The sequence below is a fragment of the Streptomyces sp. NPDC013157 genome, assembly GCF_042899865.1.
Classification (GTDB): Bacteria; Actinomycetota; Actinomycetes; order Streptomycetales; family Streptomycetaceae; genus Streptomyces.
The window spans coordinates 378,304-404,327 of sequence record NZ_JBIBAK010000006.1 but is presented as its reverse complement, the minus strand read 5'-3'; the positions used below and the strand labels follow the sequence as shown (position 1 = coordinate 404,327).

The 26,024-nt window shown below is 71.9% G+C and carries 26 protein-coding genes; 10 read left to right on the top strand and 16 right to left on the bottom strand.

Going from position 1 to position 26,024, the window contains the following annotated elements:
• The first annotated feature begins 119 nt into the window (after positions 1-119).
• Entirely contained in the window at positions 120-1,571 is a 1,452-nt protein-coding gene (locus ACFY6U_RS21175; RefSeq protein ID WP_351495146.1) for an MFS transporter, read from the top strand.
• 1 nt (position 1,572) lies between these two features.
• Here the strand turns inward: ACFY6U_RS21175 and ACFY6U_RS21170 are convergent, their stop codons facing one another.
• Both ACFY6U_RS21170 and ACFY6U_RS21165 read right to left on the bottom strand, forming a co-directional pair.
• The gene (locus ACFY6U_RS21170; RefSeq protein WP_351495147.1) at positions 1,573-1,914 is read right to left on the bottom strand and encodes an SCO4225 family membrane protein; all 342 of its coding nucleotides are present in this window, start codon (positions 1,912-1,914) and stop codon (positions 1,573-1,575) included.
• 128 nt (positions 1,915-2,042) lie between these two features.
• Positions 2,043-2,930, bottom strand: a complete 888-nt coding sequence (locus ACFY6U_RS21165; protein ID WP_390040280.1) for a helix-turn-helix transcriptional regulator — start codon at positions 2,928-2,930, stop codon at positions 2,043-2,045.
• Positions 2,931-3,030: 100 nt separating this feature from the next.
• On the opposite strand from ACFY6U_RS21165, the gene ACFY6U_RS21160 reads away from it, so the two are divergent.
• The gene (locus ACFY6U_RS21160; protein ID WP_390040278.1) at positions 3,031-4,458 is read left to right on the top strand and encodes an MFS transporter; all 1,428 of its coding nucleotides are present in this window, start codon (positions 3,031-3,033) and stop codon (positions 4,456-4,458) included.
• Positions 4,459-4,587: 129 nt separating this feature from the next.
• Here ACFY6U_RS21160 and ACFY6U_RS21155 read toward each other — a convergent pair whose 3' ends face one another.
• Entirely contained in the window at positions 4,588-6,837 is a 2,250-nt protein-coding gene (locus tag ACFY6U_RS21155; RefSeq protein WP_390040276.1) for a SpoIIE family protein phosphatase, read from the bottom strand.
• A 330-nt stretch (positions 6,838-7,167) separates the two neighbouring features.
• Between ACFY6U_RS21155 and ACFY6U_RS21150 the strand changes: the two genes are divergently transcribed.
• From ACFY6U_RS21150 to ACFY6U_RS21140, 3 genes are all read left to right on the top strand, one after another.
• Positions 7,168-7,386, top strand: a complete 219-nt coding sequence (locus ACFY6U_RS21150) for a hypothetical protein (protein ID WP_390040274.1) — start codon at positions 7,168-7,170, stop codon at positions 7,384-7,386.
• Between the two features lie 58 nt (positions 7,387-7,444).
• On the top strand, positions 7,445-8,593 hold the full coding sequence (locus ACFY6U_RS21145; RefSeq protein ID WP_390040272.1) for a serine hydrolase domain-containing protein: 1,149 nt from the start codon (positions 7,445-7,447) through the stop codon (positions 8,591-8,593).
• 176 nt (positions 8,594-8,769) lie between these two features.
• Positions 8,770-9,207, top strand: coding sequence for a hypothetical protein (locus tag ACFY6U_RS21140; protein ID WP_390040270.1), 438 nt, complete (start codon positions 8,770-8,772; stop codon positions 9,205-9,207).
• Here ACFY6U_RS21140 and ACFY6U_RS21135 read toward each other — a convergent pair.
• Both ACFY6U_RS21135 and ACFY6U_RS21130 read right to left on the bottom strand, forming a co-directional pair.
• On the bottom strand, positions 9,194-9,796 hold the full coding sequence (locus ACFY6U_RS21135; RefSeq protein ID WP_390040268.1) for a TetR family transcriptional regulator: 603 nt from the start codon (positions 9,794-9,796) through the stop codon (positions 9,194-9,196). The genes ACFY6U_RS21140 and ACFY6U_RS21135 overlap by 14 nt on opposite strands.
• A 26-nt stretch (positions 9,797-9,822) precedes the next feature.
• Positions 9,823-10,833, bottom strand: a complete 1,011-nt coding sequence (locus ACFY6U_RS21130; protein ID WP_390040266.1) for an aldo/keto reductase — start codon at positions 10,831-10,833, stop codon at positions 9,823-9,825.
• Positions 10,834-11,000: 167 nt separating this feature from the next.
• Here ACFY6U_RS21130 and ACFY6U_RS21125 point away from each other — a divergent pair, with 167 nt between their 5' ends.
• The gene (locus tag ACFY6U_RS21125) at positions 11,001-12,047 is read left to right on the top strand and encodes a chitinase (RefSeq protein WP_390040264.1); all 1,047 of its coding nucleotides are present in this window, start codon (positions 11,001-11,003) and stop codon (positions 12,045-12,047) included.
• 192 nt (positions 12,048-12,239) lie between these two features.
• Here ACFY6U_RS21125 and ACFY6U_RS21120 read toward each other — a convergent pair whose 3' ends face one another.
• On the bottom strand, positions 12,240-13,622 hold the full coding sequence (locus ACFY6U_RS21120) for a glycine--tRNA ligase (RefSeq protein WP_351490488.1): 1,383 nt from the start codon (positions 13,620-13,622) through the stop codon (positions 12,240-12,242).
• A gap of 151 nt (positions 13,623-13,773) precedes the next feature.
• Here ACFY6U_RS21120 and ACFY6U_RS21115 point away from each other — a divergent pair, with 151 nt between their 5' ends.
• From ACFY6U_RS21115 to ACFY6U_RS21100, 4 genes are all read left to right on the top strand, one after another.
• The gene (locus ACFY6U_RS21115) at positions 13,774-14,730 is read left to right on the top strand and encodes a metal ABC transporter substrate-binding protein (protein WP_390040262.1); all 957 of its coding nucleotides are present in this window, start codon (positions 13,774-13,776) and stop codon (positions 14,728-14,730) included.
• A 26-nt stretch (positions 14,731-14,756) separates the two neighbouring features.
• A complete protein-coding gene (locus ACFY6U_RS21110; protein ID WP_390040260.1) occupies positions 14,757-15,521 on the top strand; it encodes a metal ABC transporter ATP-binding protein in 765 nt (254 codons plus the stop codon).
• Entirely contained in the window at positions 15,521-16,423 is a 903-nt protein-coding gene (locus tag ACFY6U_RS21105) for a metal ABC transporter permease (RefSeq protein ID WP_390040258.1), read from the top strand. The genes ACFY6U_RS21110 and ACFY6U_RS21105 overlap by 1 nt, the downstream gene beginning before the upstream one ends.
• Before the next feature lie 61 nt (positions 16,424-16,484).
• Positions 16,485-16,910: a Fur family transcriptional regulator gene (locus tag ACFY6U_RS21100; RefSeq protein ID WP_390040256.1), complete on the top strand. Its 426-nt coding sequence runs from the start codon at positions 16,485-16,487 to the stop codon at positions 16,908-16,910.
• Position 16,911: 1 nt separating this feature from the next.
• Here ACFY6U_RS21100 and ACFY6U_RS21095 read toward each other — a convergent pair whose 3' ends face one another.
• From ACFY6U_RS21095 to ACFY6U_RS21050, 10 genes are all read right to left on the bottom strand, one after another.
• On the bottom strand, positions 16,912-17,448 hold the full coding sequence (locus tag ACFY6U_RS21095; protein WP_390040254.1) for a YcxB family protein: 537 nt from the start codon (positions 17,446-17,448) through the stop codon (positions 16,912-16,914).
• 23 nt (positions 17,449-17,471) lie between these two features.
• The gene (locus ACFY6U_RS21090; protein WP_390040252.1) at positions 17,472-18,824 is read right to left on the bottom strand and encodes a histidine-type phosphatase; all 1,353 of its coding nucleotides are present in this window, start codon (positions 18,822-18,824) and stop codon (positions 17,472-17,474) included.
• Between the two features lie 89 nt (positions 18,825-18,913).
• Positions 18,914-19,765, bottom strand: coding sequence for an isoprenyl transferase (locus ACFY6U_RS21085; RefSeq protein ID WP_390040250.1), 852 nt, complete (start codon positions 19,763-19,765; stop codon positions 18,914-18,916).
• A gap of 43 nt (positions 19,766-19,808) precedes the next feature.
• A complete protein-coding gene (recO, locus tag ACFY6U_RS21080) occupies positions 19,809-20,558 on the bottom strand; it encodes a DNA repair protein RecO (RefSeq protein ID WP_390040248.1) in 750 nt (249 codons plus the stop codon).
• Positions 20,555-20,704 (bottom strand): hypothetical protein, encoded by a 150-nt coding sequence (locus ACFY6U_RS21075; protein WP_390040246.1) that lies wholly within the window; start codon positions 20,702-20,704, stop codon positions 20,555-20,557. Before ACFY6U_RS21075 ends, recO begins: the two co-directional genes overlap by 4 nt.
• A 49-nt stretch (positions 20,705-20,753) precedes the next feature.
• Positions 20,754-20,969 (bottom strand): hypothetical protein, encoded by a 216-nt coding sequence (locus ACFY6U_RS21070; RefSeq protein WP_351490511.1) that lies wholly within the window; start codon positions 20,967-20,969, stop codon positions 20,754-20,756.
• A 123-nt stretch (positions 20,970-21,092) separates the two neighbouring features.
• Complete coding sequence (locus ACFY6U_RS21065) at positions 21,093-22,019, bottom strand: dihydrodipicolinate synthase family protein (RefSeq protein WP_390040244.1); 927 nt, start codon at positions 22,017-22,019, stop codon at positions 21,093-21,095.
• Positions 22,019-23,026 carry an oligopeptide/dipeptide ABC transporter ATP-binding protein gene (locus ACFY6U_RS21060; RefSeq protein ID WP_390040242.1) on the bottom strand — a complete coding sequence of 336 codons (1,008 nt, stop codon included), beginning with the start codon at positions 23,024-23,026 and terminating at the stop codon, positions 22,019-22,021. The genes ACFY6U_RS21065 and ACFY6U_RS21060 overlap by 1 nt, the downstream gene beginning before the upstream one ends.
• Positions 23,023-25,068: a dipeptide/oligopeptide/nickel ABC transporter permease/ATP-binding protein gene (locus ACFY6U_RS21055; protein ID WP_390040240.1), complete on the bottom strand. Its 2,046-nt coding sequence runs from the start codon at positions 25,066-25,068 to the stop codon at positions 23,023-23,025. The genes ACFY6U_RS21060 and ACFY6U_RS21055 overlap by 4 nt, the downstream gene beginning before the upstream one ends.
• Complete coding sequence (locus ACFY6U_RS21050; protein ID WP_351490519.1) at positions 25,065-26,024, bottom strand: ABC transporter permease; 960 nt, start codon at positions 26,022-26,024, stop codon at positions 25,065-25,067. The genes ACFY6U_RS21055 and ACFY6U_RS21050 overlap by 4 nt, the downstream gene beginning before the upstream one ends.

Below are 26,024 nucleotides of genomic sequence, written 5' to 3'. Positions count from 1 at the left end.
CGTACGCCGCGCGGTGCTCGTCCGGCCTGTGGACAACGGCCGCTCCCGTCACCCTCCGCGCTGATCATGTATGACTCATTAGTTAGACGCACTATCGAAATGGGCGTACGATGGTCCCCATGCCCGAGCTCAGCCCCCGCCGTCGCATGCTCGTCCTCGCCATCTGCTGTATGAGCCTGCTGATCGTCAGCCTCGACACGACCGCGCTCAACGTCGGCCTGCCGTCCATGCAGCGCGAGCTGCACGCCTCGACGGCCGGCCTGCAGTGGACGATCGACGCGTACACCCTCGTCCTGGCCTCGCTGCTGATGCTCGCCGGTTCCACGGGCGACCGGGTCGGCCGCAAGAAGGTCTTCATGACCGGCCTGGTCGTCTTCTCGATCGGCTCCCTGCTCTGCTCCCTCGCGCCGAACCTGGACTCGCTGATCGCGTTCCGCATGGTCCAGGCGGTGGGTGGCTCCATGCTCAACCCGGTCGCCATGTCGATCATCACCAACACCTTCACCGACCCGCGCGAGCGGGCCCGGGCGATCGGCGTGTGGGGTGCGGTGGTCGGCATATCCATGGCCGCCGGACCGCTGGTCGGCGGCCTGCTCGTGGAGTCGGTCGGCTGGCGGGCGATCTTCTGGGTCAACATCCCGGTGGGCCTGGCGGCCGTCCTGCTGACGCTGCGCTTCGTGCCGGAGTCCCGGGCGCCGAAGGCCCGCCGCCCCGACCCGGTCGGCCAGGTGCTGGTCATCGCCCTGTTCGGCTCGCTGACGTACGCGATCATCGAGGCGCCGACGGCGGGCGCGGGCACGGTCCTGCCCTTCGCCGCGGTGGCCCTCGTCGCCCTGGCCGGCCTCCTCTGGTTCGAACCACGGCGCGAGGAGCCCCTGATCGACCTGCGCTTCTTCCGCTCGGCGCCGTTCAGCGGCGCGACGGTGATCGCGATCAGCGCGTTCGCGTCGCTGGGCGGTTTCCTGTTCCTCTCCACGCTGTACCTGCAGAACGTACGCGGCCTGGACGCCCTGCACGCGGGCCTGTGGATGCTGCCGATGGCGGTCCCGATGTTCCTGTGCGCCCCGCTGGCCGGCCGTCTGGTCGGCAGCCGGGGCCCGCGTCTGCCGCTGGTGATCGCCGGCGTCGCGATGACCGCGAGCGCGGTGCTGTTCGCCGCGTTCGAGGCGGAGACCTCGGACACCACCCTCTTCCTCGGCTACGTCCTGTTCGGCATCGGCTTCGGCTTCGTGAACGCGCCGATCACCAACACGGCGGTCTCCGGAATGCCGAGGTCCCAGGCGGGCGTCGCGGCCGCGGTCGCCTCCACCAGCCGCCAGCTGGGCCAGACCCTGGGCGTCGCGGTGATCGGCGCGGTGCTGGCCTCCGGGATCGGTTCGTCGTCGTACGCCGGCAGGTTCGTGGGCGCCGCCCGCCCCGGCTGGTGGATCCTGGCCGGCTGCGGGCTGGCGGTCCTGCTGCTGGGCGCCGTGACGAACGGCAGCTGGGCCCGCGCGACGGCCGACCGCACGGCGGCCCGGCTGGAGTCGCCCGAGGTACGGCAGGCCGTGGGGGCGGCGGGGCGGGCCTGACTCAGCAGGAGCGGACCGAGCGGCGGTGGCGGGCCAGGACCGCGTGGCGCAGGGCGCCCAGGGCCAGGGACTGGAGCAGCGCCGAGACGACGACGGTGCCGATGAAGAACCAGTTCGGGGTGTCCGTGCGCCAGGCGGTCCTGCCGAGCGCCGAGAGCAGCGGGAAGACCGGGAAGGTGACCAGGGGCGGCCAGAGCCAGGCGTAGTCGGAGCCGTGCTCGTCCGCGTGGACCGAGTCGACGGCGGCCTTGGCGATGACGACGGCGACCAGGACCAGGTAGGCCGCCGAAAGGCGGTTGGTCAGCATCAGCCGGACAACGGTGCGGGCCGGGCCGGATTCCATCGTCTTCTCCCCCGTGGCCGGTCGTCGGTTCGTCGTCGTTTCGTCTCCCCTCCCGCATCCTCGGGGAGGACGGCGCCCGGGTCCTGAGTACGCGTACTCAGTTGCGCGAACGAATTGCCGTGAGTCGGTCAGGAGTTCGGCGACACCGCCCGCGCCAGGTCGTACAGCTGTGCCAGGCGTTCCCGCGACTCCTCGTCCGTCGGTACGTACGTGACCATCCGCGCCCCGGTCTCGGGCTTCAGCCACAGGTCCGTGTGGTCCAGGGAGAGGAAGCCCACGTGCTGGTTGACGAACTGCTTGGTCCTGGTGCGGATGCCCACCACCTCATACCGCTCCCAGTTCGCGCGGAACTCCGGGGACTGAGCCGTCAGACGCTTGACCAGCATCTTCCAGGCCGGCTCGCCGAGGTGACCGGCCATGGAGGCGCGGAGTTTCGCGGCCATCAGGCGGCGGGTCTCCTCCAGGTGCACGATGGAACGCTGCCACTCGGGGTGGGTGTAGACGAGGATCATGCAGTTGCGGTCCTCGGGCGGCACCGCGTCGAGGTCGCACAGCAGGCGGGCGTAGGTGCGGTTGTAGGCGAGGATGTCGTAACGGCTGTTCTGGACGCAGGCCGGGAGGGGCTCCAGGGCCCGGAGCATCTCGTACATCGCCGGGGTGACGCCGGTGCAGCTCGCGGCCGGGGTCGGGTCGACGGCTCCGGCCAGCTGGAAGAGATGGGCGCGCTCGCTGGCGTCGAGCAGGAGCGTACGGGCGAGGGCGTCCAGGACCTGGACGGAGACCTGGATGTCCCTGGCCTGTTCGAGCCAGGTGTACCAGGTGACGCCGACAGCGGAGAGCTGGGCGACCTCCTCGCGGCGCAGGCCGGGGGTGCGGCGGCGGGTGCCGCGTGGCAGGCCCACCTCCTCCGGGGTGATCCGCTCCCGACGGCTGCGCAGGAACGCGGCCAGCTCCTGCCGCCGGATGCACGCGCTCCGTACCGGCGAAGCCTTCGTCTCACTCGCGGTGCTCGTCATCCCTCCAGCGTGCCGCCCCGCGGATCCTGTTGCCAGGTACTTCTGCTACCAGGATGAAGAGACTCTGGTACCAGCCTGAGTGACGGCGCAGGCTCGGTGCATGACCGAAACCGTCACCACCGCGACCGTACGGTCCCCGTCCGCGCCACCGGCGCTCGGCGGCCCCGGGCTGTTCACCGTCCTGCTGGCCGCCGCACTTCCTCTCATCGACTTCTTCATCGTCAACGTCGCCCTGCCCACCATCGGCGCCGACCTGCACGCGGGCGAGGCGGTCCTGGAACTCGTCGTCGCCGGGTACGGCGTCGCCTACGCCGTGCTGCTGGTGCTCGGCGGGCGGCTCGGCGACCTGTTCGGGCGCCGCCGGCTCTTCCTCGGCGGCATGGCCGCGTTCGGACTGACCTCGCTGGCCTGCGGACTCGCGCCCAGCGCCTGGACGCTGGTGGCCGCCCGGGTCGCCCAGGGCGCCGCGTCCGCCGCGATGCTCCCGCAGGTCCTCGCCACCATCCAGGCCGCCACCAGCGGCGGCCGCCGGGCCCGGGCCATGAGCCTGTACGGCGCCACCGCCGGCCTCTCCATGGTGGCCGGGCAGATCCTCGGCGGGGTGCTGGTCGCCGCCGACATCGCGGGGACGGGATGGCGGTCCGTGTTCCTGGTCAACGTGCCGGTCGTGCTCGTCGGACTGGTGCTCGGGGCGCGGTTCGTGCCGGAGACGCGGTCGCAGCGGCCGGAGCCGGTCGACGGACCCGGGACCGTGCTGCTCGCCGTCTCCCTGCTCGCCCTCCTCGCCCCGCTCACCGAGGGCCGGGCGGCGGGCTGGCCGCTGTGGACCTGGCTGGCGCTGGCCGCGTTCCCGGGCGTGGCCGTCGCCTTCTACGCCGTGGAGCGCCGGGCCGACCGCGCGGGCCGTACGCCGCTGGTCCCGCCGAGCCTGTTCGAACTCGCCTCGCTGCGCCGGGGGCTGGTGCTGATGCTGCCGTTCTCGATCGGGTTCAGCGGGTTCATGTTCGTGATCGCCGTGGCCCTGCAGAGCGGGGAGCACCTCGGTCCGGTCCCGGCCGGGATGGCGCTCGCCCCGATGGCGGTCGTCTTCCTGTTCGTCTCGCTGGCCGGGCCGCGGCTGATCGCCCGGTACGGCAGCCGGGTGGTGACCGCCGGGTCCGTGATCCAGGCGGTCGGGCTGGTCCTCATCGTGCTCGCCGCCCGGCGGGACTGGCCGCACCTGGACTTCGCCGGGCTGCTGCCCGGGGTCGCGGTCGCCGGTGCCGGCCAGGCCCTGCAACTGCCCAACGTGCTGCGCCTTGTGATGTCGGAGATACCGCCGTCGCGGGCCGGGGTGGGCAGCGGCGTGATGGTCACCACCCAGCAGTCGGCGCTCGCCCTCGGCGTGGCCACCCTGGGCACCCTGTTCCTCTCCCTGGTCCCGCACCAGGGCATGCGGGACGCCCTGGTCACCACCCTGCTGGTGCAGCTGGCCCTGGTGGTCCTGACCGGCCTCCTCAGCCTGCGCCTGCCCCGCACGGTGAACTAACGGTCCCGTAAAGCGCCCCGTAGGGACGCTGGGGGTCCCCCGGCCGAAGGCCGGGGGAGGAACTGCGCGACCGGCCACGACGGCGCCGCAGTCGCCAGACGGCATGTCGCGGCACCCCCAGCGGCGCACTCAGCCGGCGCTGCCGCCCAGCTCGAACCACACGATCTTGCCCGTGCCCAGCCGGGTGGTACCCCACCTCCGTGCCAGCCGGTGCACCAGGTACAGCCCGCGGCCGTGCTCGTCGGTGGCCTTGGCCTGCCGCAGCCTCGGCAGCTGCGGCACGTCGTCGCCGACCTCGCAGCGCAGCACGTCCGTGCGCAGCAGCCGCAGGCTGATCGGGCGGGAGGCGTGCCGTACGGCGTTGGTGACGATCTCGCTGACCAGCAGCTCCGCGGTGTCCGTGAGGTCCTCCAGGCCCCAGCCGGCCAGGGCCTGCCGGGTCAGTCGGCGGGCCCGGCCGGGGGCGCCGACCTCCGGCTCCAGGGTCCAGTACGCCACGTCGCTCGGCGCGATGCCGTCGAAGCGGGCGGCGAGCAGCGCGATGTCGTCGTCCCGGTCGCCCGGGCCGAGCATGTCGAGCACCTCGTCGCACAGGGCTTCGAGCGGCGGCGGCCGGTCGGGCCCGGTCAGCTGGGCGGTGGCGGCGAGCTTCTCGCGCAGCTGCTCGATGCCGGTCCACACGTCGCGCAGCCGGGACTCGACCAGGCCGTCGGTGTAGAGGAGCAGGGTGGCCCCGGTGGGGGCGTCCAGCTCGACCGCCTCGAAGTCGATGCCGCCGACGCCGATCGGGGCGCCCGGCGGCACCGTGAGGACCTCCGTCTTGCCGCCCGGGTGCAGCAGGATGGGCGGCGGGTGGCCGGCGTTGGCGACGGTCATGCGGTGCGAGACGGGGTCGTAGACGACGTAGAGGCAGGTGGCCATGCGGTCGGTGCCGAGCCGCTGGGCCTGCTCGTCGAGGTGGTGCAGGACCTCCTGCGGGGGCAGGTCGAGGCCGGCCAGGGTCAGCGCGGTGGTGCGCAGCTGACCCATGACGGCGGCCGAGGTCATGGAGTGGCCCATGACGTCGCCGACGACCAGCGCCACCCGGCTGCCGGGCAGCGGGATCGCGTCGTACCAGTCGCCGCCGACCCGCGCGGTCTCGGCGGCGGGCAGGTAGCGGGAGGCGAGCCGGACGCCGGTGGGCCGGGGCAGCGTCTGCGGGAGCATGGCGCGCTGCAGCCGGTCGGCGATGAAGGCCTCCCTGCTGTACAGGACGGCCTTGTCGACGCCGAGCGCGGTGTGGGTGGCCAGTTGGGCGGCGACCAGCAGGTCGGCGGGCTCGAACGCCGGGCGCTCGGGACGGCGCAGGAAGACGACGGCGCCGGTGACCCGCCGGCGGCCGCGCAGCGGGGCGAGGATCGCGTGCGAGCCGACCCAGTCGTTCAACGCGCTGTCCGTGCCGACGAGTTCGCCCAGTGCGGCGCGGTTCGGCGGGGTGTCGGCGAAGACCGGCCGGACTCCGCGCAGCACCTCGGCGAGGGCGCCGCCGGGCACCACCTCGCTCCAGTCGGAGGCGTCCAGGTCGTCCTGCTCGTCGTCCACCGTCTCCACGGGCCAGACCAGCTCGGCGCCGGGGCCCTTGAGCCGGTCGGTGCGACGCAGCCGCAGCACGGCCGGGCCGTTGGGGCGTTCGTCACCGACCGGGAGCGGGTCGCGCAGGTAGACGAGGGCCGCGTCGGAGTACGTCGGTACGGCGGCCCGGCACAGGCCGAGCACGATCTCGTCGGTGTCGAAGCCGCGGGCGATCCGCCGGGTGGCGGCGCCGACGTAGCGCAGGCGGTCCTCGTCCGGGGCCTTGGGCGCGGCGGGCGGCGCGGCGGCGAGGGCGTCCTCGCGCACGCCGAGCGCGGTCTGCGCCGACAGCGCGTCGGCCAGGGCGATGTCGTCGTCCACGAAGTCCTCCCGGTCCGGGCGCCGCAGGAACACCGCCACGCCCACGACGGCGTCGGGGGCGCGCAGCGGGGCGAGCAGGACCCGGTTCCCCTGCGGGAGCCGCGGTGCCGTCCCCAGGAGTTCGCGCAGGGCCTCGTCCACGTCGTGGCCGCGGCCGCGTGCCCGGCCGCAGCGCAGCAGCGCGGCCAGCGCGCCGTCGGGCGCCACCGGTCTCGACGGTGGCGGCGATCCGCCCATGGCGCCGCCGAGTTCGGCGGACGCCCCGTCCAACTCCAGGCGCTCCGGCTCCGATCCGTCCGCCGGGTGGTCGCCGAGGTAGACGAACATCCCGTCCGCCAGGTCCGGGACCGTCACCCGGTACAGCTCACGGACGGCCTGGGCCGCGCCCTCGGCGCGCGCGATCCGGCGGCCGGCAACGGCCAGGAAACGTTGAGGATCCGGCAGCATCGCCTCTCCGTGCCGGTGGCCGCTTCACAAGGTCGCTTTCATCTTGAGCCAGGGTCAATTCCCTGTCCAGGGTTTCCGCCGGTAGACCAAGTCCGGCTCTTGATCCGGAGGTTGGGCCGGGGACGTTCCGGAAGGCACCCCCGGTCCGCCCTGACCTCCTCCTCGGCGCGCGCGGCCGGGCCTCGTCCGCCGTGTGAACTCCGGGGGCGCCCTCGACAAAACCCGGTGAAGAAATCCCCGTTGATGTTGGTCTTGCTGCACACTCCTTGCCGTCGGCCCGCCGTCGACACGTGCCGGACAGCAGACCGGGCACAGACTCCGGAGGCGTCAATGTCGCAGATCGACGAGAGCAAGGTCAGCCGCTGGGACCAGCACGGCCGGGAACACGTGGTCCGGGTGCAGCGCACGGGTGTGCAGCGCACGATCAAATGCGACACCTGCGGCTGGCGGAAGGGCGCCCAGTTCCTGCCCTGGCTGAAGGCGGAGGAGCATCTGGCCGAGGCCCACCAGGCCACCGTGGACCCCGCGGGCACCCAGCCCTCGCGATGACTTTCCGCGGGCGTGGGAGTCGTACCACCCGACACCGCGCCCGCCGGAAGGACGACCGATGACCGTCTCCCCGCTGCACGCCACCCTGCGCCGCCACGTCGAGGCCGGGACCGTCCCCGGAGCCGTGGGCCTCGTGGCCCGCGGCGACGACGTCGAGGTGGTCGCCGTCGGGCACACCGACGTCGAGGGGTCCGCCCCGATGGCCCGGGACTCGGTCTTCCGCATCGCGTCGGTCACCAAGCCGGTCACCGCCGCCGCGCTGCTGATGCTGGTGGACGAGGGCCGGATCGGACTCGGCGACCCGGTGGCCGACTGGCTCCCGGAGCTGGCGAAGCCGATGGTGGTCCGTACGCCCACGGGTCCCGTCGACGACGTGGTGCCGGCGGTCCGCCAGGTCACCGTCGAGGACCTGCTCAGCTTCCGCGCCGGCTGGGGTCTGCCCGCCGACTTCTCCCTGCCCGCCGCGCAGGCCTTGTTCGCGGTGCAGGACCACGGCCGCCCCTTCCGGGACTGGCCGGACCCGGACACCTGGCTGGGCCTGCTCGCCCAGGTGCCGATGCTGCACCAGCCGGGCGAGGCCTGGCTGTACGGCACCTCGTCCGCCCTCCAGGGCATCCTGGTAGCCCGGGTGTCCGGCAGCGCCTTCCCCGACTTCCTGGCGGAGCGGATCTTCGAGCCGCTGGGCATGCGGGACACGGCGTTCGAGGTGCCCGCGCCGAAACGGCACCGCTTCACCTCCGCCTACGCCCCCGCCTCGGACGGCACCCTGCACCTGACGGACACCCCGGACGGCGCGTACAGCAGCCTGCCGCGCTTCCCCTCGGGCGGCGGCGGCCTCGTCTCCACGGCCGACGACTGGCTGGCGTTCGGCCGGCTGCTGCTGAACGCCGGTGCCGCCCCGGACGGCCGCCGTCTGCTGACCGCCACGTCGGTGAGCCGGATGACCACCAACCACCTGACGGCGGCCCAGCGCGAGAGCGCCGCGCTCTTCCTGGAGGGCCAGGGCTGGGGGTACGGCGGCTCGGTCGACGTCGCCCCCACGGACCCCTGGTCGGTGCCCGGCCGCTACGGCTGGGTCGGCGGCACCGGCACCACCGCGCACGTCGTCCCGGCCACCGGCACGGTCACGGTCCTGTTGACACAGACGGCCATGACGGGCCCGACGCCGAACGCGCTGATGCGGGACTTCTGGCGGGTCGCCGCCTAGCTCGCGCGTTACGCCGTTCGGGTGAGCTTCCGGGGAGGAATCACAAGGTCAGGGCACCCGTTACCACCTGCGGTCTTTACCGAATGCGAAGGCGGTGCGCACCGCTTCCCGGGGCCGCCCGGGACGACCCGGCCAAGCCTTGAGAGGTCCCCCCGTCCCTCGACAGGAGTACTTCCATGCACACCAAGCGCCAGATCTTCCGGGCCCTCGCCGCCGGTGCGCTCTCCGTGGCCCTGCTGTCGGCCGGTTCCGCCGGGGCTTTCGGCACCGAGGCCAAACCGGCCCCGTCGCCCACCATGAGCGGCATGCCGAAGCCGAAGCCCAGCCCGACCACCATGGCCTCGATCTCGATCAAGGCGAGCACGGCCTCGGTCAAGGCCGGTGACTCGGTGACCTTCACCGGCCGCACCTCCGGCCTGAAGGTCGGCTGGCCGCTGGTGCTCCAGCACCAGAAGGGCGGCAAGTGGATCCCGCTCAAGGCGACCGCGAAGGTCAGGAACGGCAGCTCCTACTCGCTGACCGGGAAGCTCAACAACCCGGGCACCGAGCACCTGCGGGTCTCGGCGGTCGGCAAGAAGGTCTACTCCCCGACCGTGACGGTCAACGTGGGCTGAGACCCCGCAGCAGCAGCTCCACCAGCGACCCGAAGTCCGCCTCGGCCTCCGGCCGCACCCACTCCCGCGCGTAGCCCGGGTCGTGGAAGCGGCCGGTGGCCTGGAAGACGGTCCGGGCCGCGGCGGCGGGGTCGGGCACGGTGAAGACACCGGACCCGGCCCCGTCCGCGATGATCGCGGTCAGCTGTCCGGTCAGGTCGGCGATGTGCTCGGTGACCGCCGGGCCGTTCTCGTCGACCAGCACCATGTAGGTGGCGAACAGCTCCGGATCGGCGCCCGCCTTGCGGCGCTTCGCCTCGAACAGGGCCCGCAGCCAGTCCCGCAGCCGGGCCTGAGGGTCCCGGTCGCCGGCCGCGATGCCGGACAGCTGCTCCGAGGTGCGGTCCAGCCAGCGCTTCGTCACCGCTTCGCGCAGCGCCGCCTTGGTGCGGAAGTGCCGGTAGACACTGCCGTGGCTGACGCCGAGCGCACGGGCCACGTCCACCACGGTGGCCTTGGCCGGGCCGTGCCGGCGCAGCACCTCCTCGGTCGCCTCGAGGATGCGTTCGGCGGTCAGGGCCGGGGGCGGGGTCGGGGACGTCGCTGCCATGGCCTAGACGGTACCTGGCGCCGCGGTCAGTGCTCGGTGCCGAGATGGCTCATCTGCGCGGCGGGGTAGCGGGTGCCCGCCGCCGCGTCCGCCGGTACGGCCTCCTCGATCGCCGCCAGGTCGGCCGCGTCCAGGGTGACGTCCAGCGCGCCCAGCGACTCGGCGAGCCGCTCGCGGGTGCGGGCGCCGACGAGCGGCACGATGTCGTCGCCGCGGGAGAGCACCCAGGCGATGGCGATCTGCGCGACCGTCACGCCCTTCTCGTCGGCGACCTTGCGCAGCGCCTCGACGAGGTCGAGGTTGTGCTGGAGGTTGTCGCCCTGGAAGCGAGGCGAGAAGGCCCGGAAGTCGCCCGCGCCGAACTGCCGGTCACGGGTGAAGTGGCCGGAGATCAGGCCCCGGGAGAGCACGCCGTACGCGGTGATGCCGATGCCCAGCTCACGGGTGGTCGGCAGGATCTCCCGCTCGATGTCGCGGGTGATGATCGCGTACTCGATCTGGAGGTCGGAGATGGGCGCGGTGGCGGCGGCCCGCCGGATGTCGACGGCGCCCGCCTCGCTGAGGCCGATGTGCCGGACGTGCCCCTTCTCGACCAGTTCGGCGATGGCGCCGACCGTCTCCTCGATCGGCACGTCCGGGTCGACGCGGGCGATCCGGTAGACGTCGATGTGGTCGACGCCGAGGCGCTGGAGGGAGTAGGCGGCGAAGTTCTTCACGGCGGCCGGGCGGCCGTCGTAGGCGTTCCAGCCGCCGTCCGGGTCGCGCAGGGCGCCGAACTTGACGCTGGTCAGCGCCTTTTCGCGGAGTTCGGCGGGGGCGGTGCGCAGGGCCTCGCCGATCAGCATCTCGTTGTGGCCCATGGCGTAGAAGTCGCCGGTGTCGAGCAGGGTCACGCCGGCGTCGAGGGCGGCGTGGATGGTGGCGATCGACTCGGTTCGGTCGGCCTCGCCGTACAGCGCGGACATGCCCATGCAGCCGAGGCCGAGGGCGGAGACCCGGGGGCCGGTGGACCCGAGGGAGCGGGTGTGCGTCGTCATGACTCCACCTTGGCATGACAGCTGACAGATTTCAATATCTGTCATTCCATACCCGCCGCACCTCCCGTCGGATTGGTCCAGACCTATTGACGGAAGGACTGGTCCGCGAGCACTGTCATGTCTACGACATTCGCGCGCCGCGCCCCGACCCCACCGGGAGGCCCCGCATGATCCGCCGCACCCTCGCCCTGCTCGCCGCCGCGCTCGCGACCGCGGCGCTCACCCAGCTCCCCGCCGCCGCCCCCGCCTCGGCCGCCGACACCTGCGCGGTCAAGTCCCGTCCCGCGGGCAAGGTGCTGCAGGGTTACTGGGAGAACTGGGACGGCTCCGCCAACGGCGTCCACCCGCCCTTCGGCTGGACCCCGATCACCGACTCCCGGATCGCCGCGCACGGCTACAACGTCGTCAACGCGGCCTTCCCCGTGATCCGTTCCGACGGAACCGCGCTCTGGGAGGACGGCATGGACACGGGCGTGAAGGTGGCCACGCCCGCGGAGATGTGCGCGGCCAAGGCGTCCGGCCAGACGATCCTGCTGTCGATCGGCGGCGCGGCGGCGGGCATCGACCTCAGCTCGGCCGGCGTGGCCGACAGGTTCGTCTCGACGATCGTCCCCATCCTGCAGAGGTACAACTTCGACGGCATCGACATCGACATCGAGACGGGCCTGGTGGGCAGCGGCTCGATCACCCAACTGTCCACGTCCCAGGCCAACCTGGTCCGCATCATCGACGGCATCCTCGCCCGGATGCCGTCCAACTTCGGCCTCACGATGGCCCCGGAGACGGCGTACGTCACCGGAGGCAGCATCACCTACGGCTCGATCTGGGGCGCCTACCTGCCGATCATCAAGAAGTACGCCGACAACGGCCGCCTGTGGTGGCTCAACATGCAGTACTACAACGGCAGCATGTACGGCTGCTCGGGCGACTCGTACGCGGCCGGCACGGTCGCCGGCTTCACCGCGCAGACCGACTGCCTCAACAAGGGGCTGGTCGTGCAGGGTACGACGGTCAAGGTGCCCTACGACAAACAGGTCCCGGGCCTGCCCGCGCAGTCCGGCGCGGGCGGCGGCTACCTGTCCCCGTCCCTGGTCTCCCAGGCCTGGAACCACTACGGCACGTCCCTCAAGGGCCTGATGACCTGGTCGATCAACTGGGACGGCTCGAAGAACTGGACGTTCGGCGACAACGTCAAGTCACTGCAACACCGCTGACCGCACGGGAGCGGCCGGTGGACCCCCCACAGGCCGGTGGGGGCCGGTCGCGCGGGTGCCTGTGCCCCTGAGGCCGGTCGCGCTCCCCGGCGCTCATGGCGCACCGCCGCGCCGTCCCGACCCAGAACGCCCACCCTCCAGCCGACCGAGTCGGGTGGGAGGGTGGGCGAGGAAGGCGGAAGGGGCGCGGACCTAGCAGCCCAGCAGGCGGCCCGCGAGGTAACCCTCGATCTGGTCCAGGGACACCCGCTCCTGCTTCATCGAGTCACGCTCGCGGACCGTGACCGCGTTGTCCTCGAGCGTGTCGAAGTCGACGGTCACGCAGTACGGCGTACCGATCTCGTCCTGGCGGCGGTAGCGGCGCCCGATCGCACCGGCGTCGTCGAACTCGATGTTCCAGTGGCCGCGCAGCGCCTGGGCGAGGCCCTTGGCCTTCGGGGACAGCTCGGGGTTGCGGGACAGCGGCAGGACCGCGACCTTGACCGGGGCCAGCCGGTGGTCCAGGCGGAGCACCGTCCGCTTCTCCAGCTTGCCCTTGGCGTTCGGCGCCTCGTCCTCGACGTACGCGTCCAGGAGGAAGGCCAGCATGGCGCGGCCGACGCCCGCCGCCGGCTCGATGACGTACGGCGTCCAGCGCTCCTGGGCCTCCTGGTCGAAGTAGGAGAGGTCCTGGCCGGAGGCCTTGGAGTGGGCGTTCAGGTCGTAGTCGGTGCGGTTGGCGACACCCTCCAGCTCGCCCCACTCGTTGCCGCCGAACTGGAAGCGGTACTCGATGTCAGCGGTGCGCTTGGAGTAGTGGGAGAGCTTCTCCTTCGGGTGCTCGTACCACCGCATGTTCTCCTCGCGCAGGCCCAGGCCGGTGTACCAGTTCCAGCGCTGCTCCATCCAGTACTCCTGCCACTTCTCGTCCTCGCCCGGCTTGACGAAGAACTCCATCTCCATCTGCTCGAACTCGCGGGTGCGGAAGATGAAGTTGCCGGGCGTGATCTCGTTGCGGAAGGACTTGCCCATCTGCGCGATGCCGAACGGCGGCTTGCGGCGCGAGGCGACCTGCACCTGGGCGAAGTTGGTGAAGATGCCCTGCGCGGTCTCCGGGCGCAGGTAGGCGACGGAGCCGCTGTCCTGGGTGGGGCCGAGGTGCGTGGAGAGCAGACCCGAGAACTGCTTGGGCTCGGTGAACTGGCCCTTGTTGCCGCAGTTCGGGCAGTTCACGTCCGCCAGGCCGTTCTCCGGGAGGCGGCCGTGCTTGGCCTCGTAGTGCTCCTCCAGGTGGTCCGCGCGGAACCGCTTGTGGCACGCGGTGCACTCGGTCAGCGGGTCCGTGAAGGTGGCGACGTGACCGGAGGCCACCCAGACCTCGGGGGCCAGGATGACGGACGAGTCGAGACCGACCACGTCCTCGCGCGACGTCACCATGTAGCGCCACCACTGGCGCTTCAGGTTCTCCTTGAGCTCGACACCCAGCGGTCCGTAGTCCCAGGCGGCCTTCTGGCCGCCGTAGATCTCACTGCACGGGAATACGAAGCCACGGCGCTTGCTCAGGCTGACGATGGTGTCGATCTTGTCGGCGGCCACGGTGCTCTCTTCATTACGACGACGGGCGACGAAGCAAAGACGCTTCAGAGCGAATGCTTCAGGGTACCGGCGGGGCCTCCCCCTCAACCAAATCGGTTCCCCTCGCCAGGCTTGTTGACAACGGTTTCCATGTTTGTTGAAAATGACTCTCATGAACGTACGACGAGGCCTCATACCCGCGGCCGCCGCGACCACCGTCACCGCACTCGGCATAGCGACCCTCACTGCCTGCGGCGGCGACGCCACGGCGGCCCAGACCGGGAAGTTCGACGTCGTCGCGTCGTTCTATCCGATGGCCTTCCTCGCCGACCGGATCGGCGGCAGCCACGTCCACGTCACCAGTCTCACCCAGCCCGGCCAGGAGCCGCACGACCTGGAGATCAGCCCCAAGCAGATCATCGGGATCGAGAAGTCCGACGCGGTCCTCTACCTGAAGAACCTCCAGCCCTCCGTCGACGACGCGGTCGCCCAGTCGTCGGTCGGGACGAAGATCGACGCGGCCTCCCTGACCACGCTGGAGAAGCACGGCAACGAGGTCGGCGGGCACGCGGCCTCGCACGACACCTCGAAGAACGAGGAGCTGTCCGGCCTCGACCCGCACATCTGGCTCGACCCGGTGCGCTACGCCCAGGTCGCCGAGGGCGTCGGCAAGGCCTTCGAGAAGGCCGACCCGGACCACGCGGCCGACTACCGGAAGAACACCGCGGCCCTGGTGAAGAAGCTGGACGACCTGGACACGCAGTTCAAGAACGGCCTCGCGCACACGAGGTCCAAGGTCTTCATCACCACCCACGCGGCCTTCGGCTACCTCGCCGAGCGCTACGGCCTGACCGAGGAGGCCATCAACGGCCTCGACCCCGAGTCGGAGCCGAGCGCGGCCCGCGTCCGGGACCTGGAGACCATGGCCAAGGCCGACGGCGTCACCACCGTGTTCTACGAGACGCTCGTCAGCGACAAGACCGCGAAGACCATCGCCGCCGACGCCGGACTGAAGACGGACGTCCTCGACCCGATCGAGGGCATCACCGCCAAGTCCCGCGGAAGGGACTACTTCGCGGTCCAGGAAGCCAACCTCAAGGCGCTCCAGCAGGCACTGGGCGCCGAGTGACACGCCACGGGACAGGAGACGACGAGATGAGCGGCGAGCCCGTCATATCCCTGCGCGGTGTGACCGCCGAGCTGGGCTCGCGCCCCGTCCTGCGCGGCATCGACCTCACCGTGCACCGCGGTGAGGTCGCCGCGCTGCTCGGCGCGAACGGCTCCGGCAAGTCGACCGCGATCCGCACGATCATCGGCCAGGTGCCGGCGAGCGGCGGCGAGATCGCCCTGTTCGGCACCCCCCGCCGTGCCTTCCGGGACTGGTCGCGGGTCGGCTACGTCCCGCAGCGCACCACCGCGGCGGGCGGCGTCCCGGCGACGGTCACCGAGGTCGTCTCCGCCGGCCGCCTCTCCCGCACCCGCTTCGGCCTCTTCCGCAGGGCCGACCACGCGGCCGTACGGCACGCCCTGGATCTCGTCGGCATGGCGGACCGGGCCAAGGACAACGTGGAGGCGCTCTCCGGCGGCCAGCACCAGCGGGTGCTGATCGCCCGCGCGCTGGTCGCCGAGCCCGAGCTGCTGATCATGGACGAGCCGATGGCGGGCGTCGACCTGGCCAGCCAGGAGATCCTCGCGGGGACCCTCCGCGAGCAGGTCGCGCAGGGCACCACGGTCCTCCTCGTCCTGCACGAACTGGGTCCGCTGGAGCCGCTGATCGACCGCGCGGTCGTCCTCCGCGACGGCTGCGTCCTGCACGACGGCCCGCCCCCGCGGGCCCTCGGCCAGCACGCGCTGCCCGGCCACGACCACGTCCACCCCCACGACGAGCACACGCCACTGCGCACGGGACTGCTGAGCTGATGGACTTCCTGAACTACGCCTTCATGCAGCGGGCCCTGCTCGCCGCCGTCCTGGTCGGCATCACCGCCCCCGCCGTCGGCATCTACCTGGTCCAGCGCCGCCAGGCCCTGATGGGCGACGGCATCGGCCACGTCGCGATGACCGGCGTCGGCCTCGGCTTCCTGCTCTCGACCTCCCCCGTCTGGATGGCGACCGCGGTCTCGGTGCTGGGCGCGATCGTGATGGAGCTGATCCGCTGGTACGGCCGCACCCGCGGCGACATCGCCCTCGCGATGCTCTTCTACGGCGGGATGGCCGGCGGGGTGATGCTGATCAACCTCGCGCCGGGAGGCTCCAACGCCAACCTGATGTCGTACCTCTTCGGCTCGCTGTCGACGGTGTCGGAGTCGGACGTGACCGCGATCTGCCTGCTGGCGGCCTTCGTCCTCCTGGTCACCCTCGGCCTGCGCCGGCAGCTGTTCGCGGTGAGCCAGGACGAGGAGTTCGCGCGGGTGACGGGCCTGCCGGTGCGGGCGCTCAACCTGCTCACCGCGATCACGGCGGCGGTGACCGTGACGGTCGCGATGCGCGTGGTGGGCCTGCTGCTGGTCTCCGCGCTCATGGTCGTCCCGGTGGCCGCGGCCCAGCAGCTGAGCCGCAGCTTCGCCGCCACGTTCGCGATCGCCGTCGCGATCGGTGTGACGGTGACGATCGGGGGCACGATCACGTCGTACTACCAGTACGTCCCGCCGGGTGCGACGATCGTCCTGCTGACCATCGCCGCCTTCATCGTGCTGAGCGTGCTGGCAGCGCCGCTGGCCAGGCGACGCGCCCGCGCGGCCGCCGCGCGACGGCCCGCCGGCGACCCGGCGGAGTGCGCGATTCCGGCCACCAGGGGGGCCGCGGACGAGGCCGGCGTCTGACCGCCCTCAGCCCGGGCTGGCACAATGGCCCGGCAGAAGCAGTGATGTGAGGAGGCAACCGGTGACGACCGCTGGACCGCCCGTGAAGGGCCGCTCGACCCGTCAGCGGGCAGCCGTGGCGGCGTGCCTGGACGAGGTCGAGGAGTTCCGCAGCGCGCAGGAACTGCACGACATGCTCAAGCACAAGGGCGACTCGGTCGGCCTCACCACGGTCTACCGCACGCTCCAGAACCTCGCCGACGCCGGCGAGGTCGACGTCCTGCGCACGTCCGACGGCGAGTCGGTGTACCGCCGCTGCTCCACCGGGGAACACCACCACCACCTGGTCTGCCGCGTGTGCGGCAAGGCGGTCGAGGTCGAGGGCCCGGCGGTGGAGAAGTGGGCCGAGGCCATCGCCGCCGAGCACGGGTACGTCAACGTCGCCCACACCGTCGAGATCTTCGGGACGTGCGCGGACTGCGCCGGAGCCGCGGCGCAGGGCTGCTGAGCTACGCGCGCGTGAGCTGCCGGTCGAGGATCGCGCGCAGCCGGTCGGCGTCGGCGGGGTCCGGAAGGGCGCGCTTGGGCAGCACTGTGAAGCACGAGGCGTTCTTGTCGTCGCTGTAGGTGATGAAGGCGTGCTTCGTCTCCCGATAACGGGGCTGCGCCGCCCAGTTGACAGACGTCGTGCTGTTGTCGGTGACCATCGTCAGCCCGGCGTCGGCGACGGTCGCGCGGAACCTGCCGTTGCGGGCGGCGACCCGGAGGCAGGCGTGGGCCTGGAACCAGGGCGCGAAGAACAGCAGGGCCGCGCCCAAGGGCGTCCAGACCAGCAGGAACCAGTTGGGCTTCTCGCTCCCCGCCGCCGTGAGCCAGGCGTTCAGCACGAACGCGAACACCATGGCACCGGTGGCCCAGTGCCGCCTCCACCTCTGCCGCCGGAACCGCTCGCGTTCCCGCAGCGCCCCCAGGAAATCTTCCACGACCGGCTGGTAAGCCAGCTCCACCACGCCCGGTCCGGCGTCCCGCCCCATGTCCATGGCCATGGGGCGGATCGTAGCGACGCGGGTCAGCTACGGTCGAAGCACTTCTCCAGCTCGTTCAGGTCGTAGAACCTGCTGCCCTTGGAAATGGGCTTGCAGCCCGCCTTGAAGGCGATCTCCTTCTCGTTGTAGAGCATCCGCACCAGGTAGTCGTCGCCCTTCTTGAAGACGTCCCACTGGATGTCGGAGGCCAGGGAGGCGACCTCGGCGCCGCGCCACGGGTTGTCGGCGTAGGTGTAGTCGGCGCCCGGAGTGGCGGCCTTCTCGCTGCCGGGCAGCCGCATCAGCGCGGCCAGCGGAATGATCTCCTCGGCGTGGGTGAAGCGGAGCTCCGCGCCCAGCGTGCTGGTGCCGTCCCGCTTGGCCTCGACCTGCTTGAAGAGGTCGTCGAGGAGGGGCTGGGCCATCTTGTAGGTGATGTCGCTGTCGGAGAAGCTCGGGCCCTTCTCGTAGAAGTCCTCGGCGTCGCCGAGGTAGCCGAACCAGGCCGCGTCGCGCGGGGCGATGTAGCGGTCGAAGTCCCAGCCCTTGCCGTCCGGGCTCTCCTCGCTCATGGCGGGCGCGATGGCGTAGAGGTCGTAGACCGCGGTGGCGGCGGTGATGTCGTCGGCGGTGGAGGCGAACTCGCCGTCGACGATGCGCTGGACGAACGCCGGCTTGAAGATCCTGCCGAGGACCCGGGCGGCCGCCCGGTGCGAGGCCGGCTGGTCGGTGATCGACTTCAGGGTCGAGGCGAGGCGCTCGTCGCTCGCCAGCCACTTCTGGTAGTCGGCGCCGCCGGAGGACTTGTGGAAGTAGAGGAGGTTCTTGTCGACGCGGGCGGCGCCGAGGGAGGACTTCAGCGCCGGGTCGGCGTCGGTGAGGGCGGTGGAGAAGACCGTACCGCTGTCGACCGCGCGGCCCTGGCCGGAGCTGACGACGTCGATCTTCTCGCCGTTCTCGGCGATCGAGGAGAAGAGGGACGGCAGGCGCTTCTCCAGGCGGACGGCGGTGGCGCGGAGTTCGTCCTTGCCGCGGCCGCTGAGGTTGCCGTACCCGACCGCGCTCATGGCCGCTTCGAGCGCCTGGACGTCCGGGCCGAACTTCTTGCCGCGCGCGGTGAGCTGGCCGTCGGCCTCGGCCTGGTTCCAGAGCGCGAGGACGATGTCGCCGTCCTCGCCGTCCGTCGCGGAGCGGGAGCCGTGCCGGGAGACGTTCTCGGTGAAGACGGCGGTGTAGCCGGCCGGCGGCTGCTGGTAGCTGCGCGGGCTCTGGCCAGGGACGTAGACGGCCTTGGTGCCGTAGCTGTCGCGGTGGGTGAGCCCGGTGTCCGCGGCGTGCGCGGGCAGCGCGGTCAGGAGCAGGGCGCCGAGGGAGAGGACGGGGATGACGCGCTTCATGAGGACCGTTCCAGAGGCGGGAGACCGGGGGTGGCCGACGACGGATCTTCCCCGCATCCTCGACGGCCCTCATGAACCAGGGGTGACCGTCAGATGCCCGACGGGTTCTCCTCCGTGCGGCCCTCCATCGCCAGCAGCTCCTCGTTGGGGATGGCCCCGCCGAACCGCCGGTCGCGGGAGGCGAATTCGACGCACGCCCGCCACAGGTCGCGGCGGTCGAAGTCGGGCCACAGCACGTCCTGGAAGACCATCTCGGCGTAAGCGCTCTGCCAGATCAGGTAGTTGGAGGTGCGCTGCTCGCCGCTGGGCCGCAGGAACATGTCCACGTCCGGCATGTCGGCGTAGTACATGTGCTTCTGGATGGTCTTCTCGGTGATCTTCGACGGGTCGAGCCGGCCCGCCTTCACCTCCTCGGCGATCGCCTGCACCGCGTCGGTGATCTCGGCCCGGCCGCCGTAGTTCATGCAGAAGTACAGGGTGAGCAGGTCGTTGTCCTTGGTCTGCTCCTGGGCGACCTGGAGCTCCTTGGCGACCGACTTCCACAGCCGGGGCATCCGGCCCGCCCAGCGCACCCGGACACCGAGCGAGTCGAGCTGGTCGCGGGACTTGCGGATGAAGTCGCGGTTGAAGTTCATCAGGAAGCGGACCTCTTCGGGCGAACGCTTCCAGTTCTCGGTGGAGAACGCGTACAGCGAGATGTTGCGCACGCCCATCTCGATCGCGCCCTGGAGCACGTCGAGGACCTGCTCGGCGCCGACCTTGTGGCCCTCGGTGCGCGGCAGGCCGCGTTCCTTCGCCCAGCGGCCGTTCCCGTCCATGACGATCGCCACATGGCCGGGGACCAGTTCGCCCGGGAGCTTCGGCGGGCGGGCACCGGACGGGTGCGGTTCCGGCGCCTGGTACTCGCGGCGCTGACGCCCCAGGATCCCGCGTACGACCATGTGCTTCTCGTCTCCCTCTGGCTTTTCCCGCTAGCTCTTCCCGCTAGCTTTTCTCTACGTACCTGAGCGAGCGCAGCCCGCGCTCGAGATGCCAGTGCAGATAGGCGGACACCAGCCCACTGCCCTCCCGGACGTGCCGGGCCTCGGCCGCGTCCGCAGTCTCCCAGTCTCCCGTAAGCAGCGCGCCGAGCAGAACCAGGGTCTGCGGCGAGGGTACGACGCTGCCGGGCACCCGGCAGTCGACGCAGACGCTGCCGCCGGAGGCGACCGAGAAGAAGCGGTTCGGTCCGGGCATGCCGCACTTGGCACAGGCCTCGAAGCTGGGCGCGTAGCCGTTGACGGCGAGGGAGCGCAGCAGGAAGGCGTCGAGGACGAGGTGCGGGGCGTGCTCCCCGCGGGCGAGCGTCCGCAGGCCCCCCACCAGCAGCAGGTACTGCTGCACGGCCGGCTCGCCCTCGTGGTCGGTGAACCGCTCGGCGGTCTCCAGCATCGCCGTCCCGGCGGTGTACCGCGCGTAGTCGGTGACGATCCCGCCGCCGTACGGCGCGATGGTCTCGCTCTGCGTGCACAGCGGCAGCCCGCGCCCCACCAGCTCGCTGCCGCGGGCGAAGAACTGCACGTCGACATGGGAGAAGGGCTCCAGGCGGGCCCCGAACTTCGACTTCGTCCGCCGAACCCCACGGGCCACCGCCCGGACCCGGCCGTGCCCACGGGTGAGCAGGGTGATGATGCGGTCCGCCTCACCGAGCTTCTGGGTGCGCAGCACGACGCCGTCGTCCCGGAAGAGACTCATGGCGCACCGACTCTCTGCCGGGGGTGCGGTCCGCGGGGCAGCGGCGAACGGACGCCATGTCCCCCGCGTCGCCGCAGCATGATCCGGTCCGCCTCACCCGGCTTCTGGGTGCGCAGCACGATGCCGTCGTCGCGGAACAGGCTCATGGGCCCATTCTGCCCTGCCGCCGGAAGGAGGCGTCGGGCAAGGCGGTCTTCAGGACGCCTCGCCGCGGCTGCGGGCGTTGGCGTGGGCGGTGGCCGCGCCGAGCCGTTCGGCCTGGGTGGCGACGCGTACGGCGTCCGGGTGCGCGTCCCACTCCCGTCCTCCCCCGTACGGCCGCAACTGCACGTAGGGACCCTCGTGGCCCATGACGATGCCCAGCCGTCCGGTACGGGTGTCGACGGCGCAGGAGCCGATGGGGAGGTTCATCGCGTTCACCTCACCTGGCTCCCCCGCCCCCGGGAATTTCACGCTTCGCATCACCGGTGTGGCGCTGCGTGCCTAGACTCGGCCGGAGTCTGTCACGTCACGCGCGGAGGGCCGGGGCGGCTCCTACATCAGTCCCGCGCCCGCGAGGTACTTCGCCACGCACTCGGTCTCCTCCTGCGACAGCGGCACCTGCGGCTCGGCGGTGGCCGGGCAGTCGATCACCCCGCGCAGGTGCAGCGCCGCCTTGAACGCCCCCAGCCCCGCCGAGCTGCCGCCCATCCGGGCCGGGTCGCCGACGCCGGTCATCCGGAAGAGGCCGCACAGCCGCTCCTGCTCGGCCCGCGCCCGCTCCCAGTCGCCCGCCCGGCAGAGCCGGTCCAGGCGGACGTAGCCGTCCGGGTCGACGTTGGCGAGCCCCGGCACCGCCCCGTCGGCGCCCAGCGCGAGGGCCGAGTCGACGGTCAGCTCGGACCCCGTCAGCGCGCTGAAGCCGGCCAGGCCCCTGCTGCCCGTGACGACCTCGCGGAAGCCCGCCAGGTCGCCGCTGGAGTCCTTCAGGCCGGCCAGCACCCCCTCGGCGGCCAGTTCGAGCACCAGGCCGGCGGGGAGCTTGCTGTGGACGGCGACCGGGATGTCGTACGCGATCACCGGTACCGGCGACCGGCCGGCCACCAGGCGGTAGTGGCGGGCGATCTCGGCGGGGTGGGTGCGGGTGTAGAAGGGGGCGGTGACGACGACCGCGTCCGCGCCGGCCGCGGTGACGGACGCGACGTGGTCCAGGACCCGGGGGGTCGTCATGTCGATGACGCCCGCCAGGACCGGGAGCCGGCCGGCCACGTGGGCGACCACCGTCTCGGTGACCAGCCTGCGCTGCCGGTCCGTCAGGTACGCCACCTCCGACGTCGACCCCAGCACGAACAGCCCGTCCACCCCGGCCGCCGCCAGATGGTCGACGAGCCTGCGCAGGGAGGCGACGTCCACCTCGCGGTCCGGTGTCAGGGGCGTGCAGACGGGCGGTACGACACCGGTGAGCGGGGTGGGCAGCGTCATCAGGGCTCCCTGGGCAGGCTGTGGCTCGGCTGGTCCTCCTCCACAGGATCCATCGGGTGGTGACAGCGGTAGCGGTGACCGGGCCGTGGCGCGGCCGAGAAGTCAGGCATGCGGACGGCACACTCGTCGTCCGCCCGCCAGCAACGGGTGCGGAACGGGCACCCGGACGGCGGCCGGGTCGCCGAGGGCACCGGCCCCGTGAGCGGGATGGGGTCGATCGGGTTCAGCAGGCCCGGGGTGGCCGAGAACAGGGCCCGGGTGTACGGATGCCGGGCGTGGTCGGTGACGTCGGCGGCCGGGGCGTCCTCGACGATCCGGCCCAGGTACATGGTGATCACCCGGTCGCTCATCCGCCGTACCGTCTGGATGTCGTGGGAGACGAAGACCATGGCGAGGCCGAGGCGTTCGCGCAGGTCGAGCAGGAGGTTGAGGATCTGGGCGCGGACCGAGACGTCCAGGGCGCTGGTCGGTTCGTCCGCCACCACCAGGTCGGGGTCCAGGGCGAGGGCGCGGGCGATCGCGACGCGCTGGCGCTGGCCGCCGGAGAGCTGGCCGGGCAGCGCCTCGGCGAGCGCCCGGGGCAGGCCGACGAGGCCCATCAGCTCCCGCACCCTGTCCTCCCGTTCGGCCTTGCTGCCGCGGTCGTGGACGTCCAGCGGGTCGCGCAGGATGCGGCGTACCGGCAGGCGGCGGTTGAGGGCCGTCGACGGGTCCTGGAAGACCATGCCGGTGCTCGCGCCGACGGTCGTCCGGCGTTCGCCCGGCGGCATCGCCCACAGGTCGCGGCCGTGGAAGGTGACCGTGCCGGCCGTCGGCCGCTGGATGCCGACCAGCACCTTCGCCAGCGTCGACTTCCCGCACCCGGACTCCCCGACCACGCCGACCGTCTCGCCGGGTGCCACGGTGAGGTCGGCGCCGGTCAGCGCGTACACCCGGTCCCGGCCGAACACGCCTCCGCCGCGGGCCCGGTGGACCACGTGGACGCCGGTCAGCTGCACCGCGCTCACGTCACCGCCTCCGTGCTCGCCGCCAGGTCGACGGCCGGGTGGTGGCAGGCCGCGGTGTGGGTGGGGGTGCCGGTGAGGCCGGGTGGTGTCGTACGGCAGATCTCGCTCGCGGCCGGGCAGCGGTCGCTGAAGCGGCACCCTGCGGGGAAGTCGGCGGGGGACGGCACCACGCCGCTGATCTGGGTGAGCCGCTCGGCCCCGGACTCCAGCGACAGCACGCTGCCGAGCAGGCCGCGCGTGTAGTGGTGGGTGGGGGCGCCGACCAGTTCGGCGGTGACGCCGCTCTCGGCGATCTGGCCGCCGTACATCACCACCACCCGGTCGGTGACGTCGGCGACGAGGGCGAGGTCGTGGGAGACGAGGATCAGCGCGAAGCCGAGTTCCTCGCGAAGGCGGAGGAGGAGTTCCATCACCTGGGCCTGGACGGTGACGTCGAGGGCGGTGGTCGGTTCGTCGGCGATGATCAGGCGGGGGTCGCGGGAGAGGGCCATCGCGATGAGGACGCGTTGGCGCTGGCCGCCGGAGAGTTCGTGGGGATGGCTCCGCAGGGTGCGGGTGGGGTCCAGGCCGACGAGGGTGAGGAGTTCGGCGGGTGGGCGGTGGCCGCCGCGCCGGGTGAGTTGCCTGAGCTGGGCGTTGACCGTCATGGAGGGGTTCAGGGAGGACAGCGCGTCCTGGTAGACCATCGCGATCTCGTGGCCGAGGAGGCGGCGGTGGGGGGTGGTGAGGTCGACGGGCGGGTGCGGGTGGTCTGTGGCTGGTCGCGCCCGCGCGGCGGTAGCCGCATATTCAGTACAGCCCCGCGCCCCTGACGGGGCGCTTCGGCCGACGGCGCTGAAGAGGATCCGGCCTGTCGCCCTTGCCGTCTTCGGCTGCAGACCCATGATCGTCAGGGCCGTCAGGGACTTTCCGCAGCCCGACTCCCCCACCAGGCCCAGGACTTCGCCCGGGTGGATGTCGAAGCTGATGCCGTTCACGATGTTCACGCCCCGGTGGCGGTCCGGGAAGGCGATCGTGAGGTTCTCCACGGACAGGACCGGCGGGCCCTCTCGGGAGGGGAGGGGACGGGCACGCCGTCGTAGCCGGTCGGCCGCCTCGGTCAGGGACGGCAGCTCCGGGGCCTCGCCCGGCTCGGGAGCCGCTACGGGGTCCGGGGCCGGCTCCGGCTCCCTCCCCGACGGTGATGCCCACGCGTCCGAGACGCCCTCGGAGAGCATGTTGAGGGAGAGGACGGTGAGGAGGATGAGCAGGCCGGGGAAGAGGGTGGCCCACCAGCCGCCGGTCAGGACCATGTTCTTGCCGTCGGCGATGACGCTGCCCCAGGACGGGTCGGGGGGCCGTACGCCCGCGCCGATGAAGGACAGGGACGCCTCGAAGACGATGGCCTCGGCGACCTGGACGGTGCAGAAGACGAGGACGGGGGCGAGGCAGTTGACCGCCACGTGGCGGACGACGATGTGCGGGGTGCGGGCGCCGATCACGCGTTCCGCGGTGACGTAGTCCTCGCCGTACTGGTCGAGGACGTTCGCGCGGACGACCCGGGCCACCGGCGGGGTGAAGAGGAAGGCGATCGCGCAGATCAGGACCGTGATGCCGCCGCCGAATACGGCTACCAGGACGGCGGCGAGGGCGATGCCGGGGAACGCCATCACCACGTCCAGGCAGCGCATCAGGGTTTCGTCGACGGCCTTGCGGGAGGTGGCCGCGAGGGCCCCGAGGAGGGCGCCGGCGACCAGGGCGAGGCCGGTCGCGCCGAGGCCGATGGCGAGGGACCAGCGGGCGCCGTACATCAGCCGGCTGAGGATGTCCCGGCCGAGGCTGTCCTGGCCCATCCAGTGGCCGGCGGAGGGGTGGCCGGTGCCGTCGGCGGGGGCCTGCTGGGCGAGCGGGTCGTCGGGTGCCAGGAGGGGGGCGAACACCGCCACCAGGACGATCACGGTCAGGAAGGCGAGGGCCGCCTTCGACAGCGGTGGCAGTCTGCGCAGTCGTACGCCGGGGCGGGCGAGGGCGGTGGTGAGGGCCGCGCGGGTGAACGTCGTCATGTGGCCTCCCTCAGCCGTGGGTTGACCAGCAGGTAGAGGATGTCGATGACGAGGTTGACGACGACGAAGCCGGTCGCGGTGGTGAGGACGACGCCCTGGACGACGGCGGGGTCGCCGTTCTGGACGGCGTCGATCATCAGCTTGCCCATGCCGGGCAGGGCGAAGACGGTCTCGATGACGACGGCGCCGCCGAGCAGGTAGCCGACCCGCAGGCCCAGCACGGTCAGGGGGTTGACCAGGGCGTTGCGCAGGACGTTGCGGCCGACGACGACGTGGGGTGGCAGGCCGCTGCCGATCGCGGTGCGGACGTAGTCCTTGTCGAGTTCCTCGACCACCGAGGTGCGGACGATCCTGGTGAGCTGGGCCGCCACCGGGAGGGAGAGCGCGAGGGCGGGCAGGGCCATGGTCCTCAGCCAGCCGGTGACGGAGTCCTCGGGGTTGATGTAGCCGCCGGACGGGAACCAGCCGCGGTCGACGGCGAGGTACTGGATCATCAGCAGGGCCAGCCAGAAGGCGGGGGCGGCGACGCCGACCAGGGAGAGCACGCGGATGGTCTGGTCCGGCCAGCGGTCGCGGTGGATGGCCGCGGTGACGCCTCCGGCGAGGGCCAGGACGACGGCGATGCCAAGGCCCAGGAAGGTCAGCTGGAGGGTGAGCGGCAGGGCGGTGAGGACCTGGTCGAGGACCGGGGTGCGGGTGAGGGCGCTGGTGCCGAGGTCGCCGTGGAGCAGGCCGCCGACGAAGTGGACGTAGCGCAGGGGCAGGGGGTCCAGGAGGCCGTTGCGTTCACGGAAGTCGTGGAGCTGCTGCGGGGTGGGGTTGGCGCCCTGGAAGAACGCGGACGCCGGGTCGACGTCGGAGAACCGCATCACCAGGAACACGAACAGGGCGATGCCGAGCAGCAGCGGCACCAGCAGGGCGGTACGGCGCAGCAGGATGCGCAGGACGGCGGTCAT

Excerpts from the sequence above, each read along its gene's own strand:
- ACFY6U_RS21175 (WP_351495146.1), top strand. The coding sequence starts at position 120 with ATGCCCGAGCTCAGCCCCCGCCGTCGCATGCTCGTCCTCGCCATCTGC.
- ACFY6U_RS21170 (WP_351495147.1), bottom strand. The coding sequence starts at position 1,914 with ATGGAATCCGGCCCGGCCCGCACCGTTGTCCGGCTGATGCTGACCAAC.
- ACFY6U_RS21165 (WP_390040280.1), bottom strand. The coding sequence starts at position 2,930 with ATGACGAGCACCGCGAGTGAGACGAAGGCTTCGCCGGTACGGAGCGCG.
- ACFY6U_RS21160 (WP_390040278.1), top strand. The coding sequence starts at position 3,031 with ATGACCGAAACCGTCACCACCGCGACCGTACGGTCCCCGTCCGCGCCA.
- ACFY6U_RS21155 (WP_390040276.1), bottom strand. The coding sequence starts at position 6,837 with ATGCTGCCGGATCCTCAACGTTTCCTGGCCGTTGCCGGCCGCCGGATC.
- ACFY6U_RS21150 (WP_390040274.1), top strand. The coding sequence starts at position 7,168 with ATGTCGCAGATCGACGAGAGCAAGGTCAGCCGCTGGGACCAGCACGGC.
- ACFY6U_RS21145 (WP_390040272.1), top strand. The coding sequence starts at position 7,445 with ATGACCGTCTCCCCGCTGCACGCCACCCTGCGCCGCCACGTCGAGGCC.
- ACFY6U_RS21140 (WP_390040270.1), top strand. The coding sequence starts at position 8,770 with ATGCACACCAAGCGCCAGATCTTCCGGGCCCTCGCCGCCGGTGCGCTC.
- ACFY6U_RS21135 (WP_390040268.1), bottom strand. The coding sequence starts at position 9,796 with ATGGCAGCGACGTCCCCGACCCCGCCCCCGGCCCTGACCGCCGAACGC.
- ACFY6U_RS21130 (WP_390040266.1), bottom strand. The coding sequence starts at position 10,833 with ATGACGACGCACACCCGCTCCCTCGGGTCCACCGGCCCCCGGGTCTCC.
- ACFY6U_RS21125 (WP_390040264.1), top strand. The coding sequence starts at position 11,001 with ATGATCCGCCGCACCCTCGCCCTGCTCGCCGCCGCGCTCGCGACCGCG.
- ACFY6U_RS21115 (WP_390040262.1), top strand. The coding sequence starts at position 13,774 with ATGAACGTACGACGAGGCCTCATACCCGCGGCCGCCGCGACCACCGTC.
- ACFY6U_RS21110 (WP_390040260.1), top strand. The coding sequence starts at position 14,757 with ATGAGCGGCGAGCCCGTCATATCCCTGCGCGGTGTGACCGCCGAGCTG.
- ACFY6U_RS21105 (WP_390040258.1), top strand. The coding sequence starts at position 15,521 with ATGGACTTCCTGAACTACGCCTTCATGCAGCGGGCCCTGCTCGCCGCC.
- ACFY6U_RS21095 (WP_390040254.1), bottom strand. The coding sequence starts at position 17,448 with ATGGCCATGGACATGGGGCGGGACGCCGGACCGGGCGTGGTGGAGCTG.
- ACFY6U_RS21090 (WP_390040252.1), bottom strand. The coding sequence starts at position 18,824 with ATGAAGCGCGTCATCCCCGTCCTCTCCCTCGGCGCCCTGCTCCTGACC.
- ACFY6U_RS21085 (WP_390040250.1), bottom strand. The coding sequence starts at position 19,765 with ATGGTCGTACGCGGGATCCTGGGGCGTCAGCGCCGCGAGTACCAGGCG.
- recO (WP_390040248.1), bottom strand. The coding sequence starts at position 20,558 with ATGAGTCTCTTCCGGGACGACGGCGTCGTGCTGCGCACCCAGAAGCTC.
- ACFY6U_RS21075 (WP_390040246.1), bottom strand. The coding sequence starts at position 20,704 with ATGAGCCTGTTCCGCGACGACGGCATCGTGCTGCGCACCCAGAAGCCG.
- ACFY6U_RS21070 (WP_351490511.1), bottom strand. The coding sequence starts at position 20,969 with ATGAACCTCCCCATCGGCTCCTGCGCCGTCGACACCCGTACCGGACGG.
- ACFY6U_RS21065 (WP_390040244.1), bottom strand. The coding sequence starts at position 22,019 with ATGACGCTGCCCACCCCGCTCACCGGTGTCGTACCGCCCGTCTGCACG.
- ACFY6U_RS21055 (WP_390040240.1), bottom strand. The coding sequence starts at position 25,068 with ATGACGACGTTCACCCGCGCGGCCCTCACCACCGCCCTCGCCCGCCCC.
- ACFY6U_RS21050 (WP_351490519.1), bottom strand. The coding sequence starts at position 26,024 with ATGACCGCCGTCCTGCGCATCCTGCTGCGCCGTACCGCCCTGCTGGTG.